Source organism: Paenibacillus sp. 1-18 (assembly GCF_000520755.1).
GTDB lineage: Bacteria > Bacillota > Bacilli > Paenibacillales > Paenibacillaceae > Paenibacillus > Paenibacillus brasilensis.
The window spans coordinates 1-3,100 of record NZ_ASSB01000146.1; the positions used below are offsets into that span (position 1 = coordinate 1).

Below are 3,100 nucleotides of genomic sequence, written 5' to 3' on the forward strand. Positions count from 1 at the left end.
GGGATTTCAGGGAAGAAGAGGCGGCCGGACACACCTGGCATTCGCCAGGCGTCGTGAATAGGGGAACGTTAGAAGAAATGGCCGTTAAAAATTAGTTAGGAGAGAACTTATGCATGAGTCAATCGCAATTATTTCAGATATTCATAGTAATAGTTTTGCATTAGAAGCTGTACTAAAGGATATTTCAGTACGGGACATTCAATTAATAGTGAATTTAGGAGATAGTTTGTTCGGTCCCATTGATCCATTAGGTACCGCTAAACAATTATTGGACAACAAAAATATAATAAATATTATGGGGAATTGTGACGAAATTCTTTTAAAAGAAGAAAGTAATTTAGCTACCTATAAATTTGTAAAACCATTACTAAATAATGAGATCAAGAACTGGATTAGTTCGTTTAAAAAGACATGGGTAATTGAAGACCTTTTGTTTTGTCATGGAACCCCATTTTTAAATGACCAGTATTTGTTAGAAGAAGTAGATGAAGATGGTGTTAGATATAAGAGTCTCGATCATCTCTCAATGGAACTTGAGAAAGTTCCGCAGAACTATATATTTTGTGGACACAGTCATGTGTTTAGAACGGCTTATTTATCGAATGGTAAGTTAATTATAAATGCAGGTAGTGTAGGTTTGCCTGCCTATGATGATGAATTGCCATATCCACATGTGATGGAATCAAACTCACCTTATGCTGAATATGTCATTGCCTACAAGACTGCTGCGACAAAAAAGTGGAGTTTTGAACATGTAATGATTCACTATGATTGGGATAAAGCTAGTTCAATTGCTGAAGATAACGGACGAAAAGATTATGCGTTTGCTATAAAGTCTGGGAGAGCATTTAGGATGTAATTCGAGGAGGACGGCTCACATCTTCTAACAATGCATTCCAGCTTCGTCGCTGACGCTCCTCGGTCGCCTAGAAGATTCTCTGAGAAGTGGAATCAGGCGACACATTCAACCAGCTAAGTCTGACGACCCGTTCCCTTCGGTCACTTAAGCTGCTTGAACGTCAGGAATGCCAAACGTTATCAGAAATCAGCGTGAAGTGGGTGATTAAATGAATAGAGGCATAAGTTTTGAAATTCCAAATTCTTATGGAAACCATCTTGGAGAGATTTTAAAGCCAATAGATATAACTACTTTCAGTTGGTTTATTGGTGGAGAGGAGTCATATTTTATTGTTAATGATACTTTAAGGGGTAGTCTCTTTCCAGACATGGTTACTGGAATGGATGGAGAAGATCTTAAAAAGATTATTGATTACAACAAGTACTACTTAATATTTGCGAATTTAAAGGCGTATCCAAAAGGAGCAAATATAATAGATGTAATGTCATATGAAGAATATATTGCGAGTGAGTGTCAGATTATTCTTCTTGTGATTGATAGTGTGTACATAGCAGTTTACTGCAAAGACCTTGAAAAACTTGAGGACTTATATGATCACATAAAGAGAAAGGGATATAAATCTCTGGAATATATAACTGATGAAAATGATACAAGGACAAGACTATCAGTTTGGTGATTAAAAACAAAAAATGATTGTTGTAAGTAATTCAAGGAAGACGCTGAAATCTGATAACATAATATTCAAGCTGCGGCTCTAATGGAGCCTTGGTCTGCGGAATGAATTTCGGAGAGGCATTTCAGCAGACAACCCCTTTGGGGTTCATGAATACAGAAACGTTATCTGAAACCATGGTAAATCTAAGAGAAAGAAGGATAAAAAAATGGTTAATTTGTTTAAAAACAAGGAAAAGCGTGTAAGAACGGGATGGAAAATATTATTTGTATTAGTTTCAAGTATTTTTTTAGACTCAGTCATTAATTCTGTATTTTCTCTCAAAGTAAATAATAAATCACTATTTGGAGAGAATGGGTTTATTGAGCTATTAAGGTCGCCAAGTTTATTCTTTGTAATTGTTGTTCTATTTGTTGTATTGAAAGTTGAAAGGCAGCAGTTATCGAGTATAGGTCTATGTATGTCGAAGAAATCAGTATGGCATTTTATTAATGGTTTTCTATATGGTGGTGGAAGCATTGTCATAGTATTATTTGTATTATGGTGTTTAGGGAATTTGACAATAACTAATAGCATATTTAATCCTCATTTTTCAGATTTTGAATGGGTGGTGTTGTTTACATCTTCGTTATTTCCTGGAGTAGGGGAAGAGTTGCTTTTTAGAGGTTATTTTTTGAATTTGATACATAATTCAACCTGAATTACGAAAGTAACCATCGCTAAAAACACGAAAAAGGTCTCCAAATCTTTGGTAGAATGGTGTTTACGAGAACAACATCACCCAAAGAGAGGAGCACCTGTAAGGTGAAGTCTACCACACCCGTAAGCAAAATCAAGACCGAATTCTCACTGAACGAATCGACGAGTTACGGAGGAAGCAAAGTCTATCTGGAATACGTGGAAAAAATCAAGCTGGCGGATGCCCTGAAAACCATCTTTTGCAGCAAGGCGAGAAACCGGTTGTTCCCCCTTCATCGCATCTTCCTCTACCTGCTCATCGGCTGGACGCTCGGTTGCGAGCGACTGTTCCATTTCCGTCGTTTGCAGAACGACTCCCTGCTGCGCCTGTTTCTCGGAGGGCGCTGTCCACACCATTCTCTGCTGGGCAAGGAACTCATCCGCTTAGGCAAAGAAAGCCCGACGATCCTGGATGAGCTTCGGTCCATCGACCGTGACCTTATTCGTCCTTGCCTGCCAACATCGCTTATCCTGGATTTGGACTCTACCGTAGAGACCGTGTACGGCGATCAGGCGAATGCCGCAAAAGGAACAAACTCGCACAAACCCGGACGCAAAAGCTACCATCCGCTCTTAGCCTTCGAAGGCCAATCTCGTCTCTGCCTGAATGCCGTCCTGCGTGCCGGAAACACCCATTCCTCCACGAAAGCCTCGCCATTTGTAGAGCAGACGCTCGCTCTGCTTGAAGGCCAAGCCGTCAAGTACGCCCGTTTCGACAAAGGCTTTGGCGGAGAAGACTTCTACGCCTTATGGGAGAAGCGAGGCATCGGCTACGCCGGAAAAATGAAATGGACCAAACGGCTCGCGGCCGAAGTGGAAAAGTGCCGCCA

The 3,100-nt window shown here is 40.2% G+C and carries 4 protein-coding genes; all 4 read left to right on the plus strand.

Annotation, left to right across the window (positions count from 1 at the left end; translation table 11 throughout):
• Positions 1-109 precede the first annotated feature (109 nt).
• Positions 110-859, plus strand: coding sequence for a metallophosphoesterase family protein (locus tag L693_RS0109840; protein ID WP_025717122.1), 750 nt, complete (start codon positions 110-112; stop codon positions 857-859).
• Between the two features lie 208 nt (positions 860-1,067).
• Positions 1,068-1,535 carry a DUF2691 family protein gene (locus tag L693_RS0109845; protein WP_025717123.1) on the plus strand — a complete coding sequence of 156 codons (468 nt, stop codon included), beginning with the start codon at positions 1,068-1,070 and terminating at the stop codon, positions 1,533-1,535.
• 205 nt (positions 1,536-1,740) lie between these two features.
• Entirely contained in the window at positions 1,741-2,232 is a 492-nt protein-coding gene (locus tag L693_RS0109850; protein ID WP_025717124.1) for a hypothetical protein, read from the plus strand.
• A 104-nt stretch (positions 2,233-2,336) separates the two neighbouring features.
• The coding region (locus L693_RS0109855; RefSeq protein ID WP_025717125.1) for a transposase at positions 2,337-3,100 on the plus strand (764 nt) is incomplete at its 3' end.

What these genes read in the sequence shown, in the direction of transcription:
- L693_RS0109850 (WP_025717124.1), top strand. Translation starts at nt 1,741, where the DNA reads ATGGTTAATTTGTTTAAAAACAAGGAAAAGCGTGTAAGAACGGGATGG.
- L693_RS0109840 (WP_025717122.1), top strand. Translation starts at nt 110, where the DNA reads ATGCATGAGTCAATCGCAATTATTTCAGATATTCATAGTAATAGTTTT.
- L693_RS0109845 (WP_025717123.1), top strand. Translation starts at nt 1,068, where the DNA reads ATGAATAGAGGCATAAGTTTTGAAATTCCAAATTCTTATGGAAACCAT.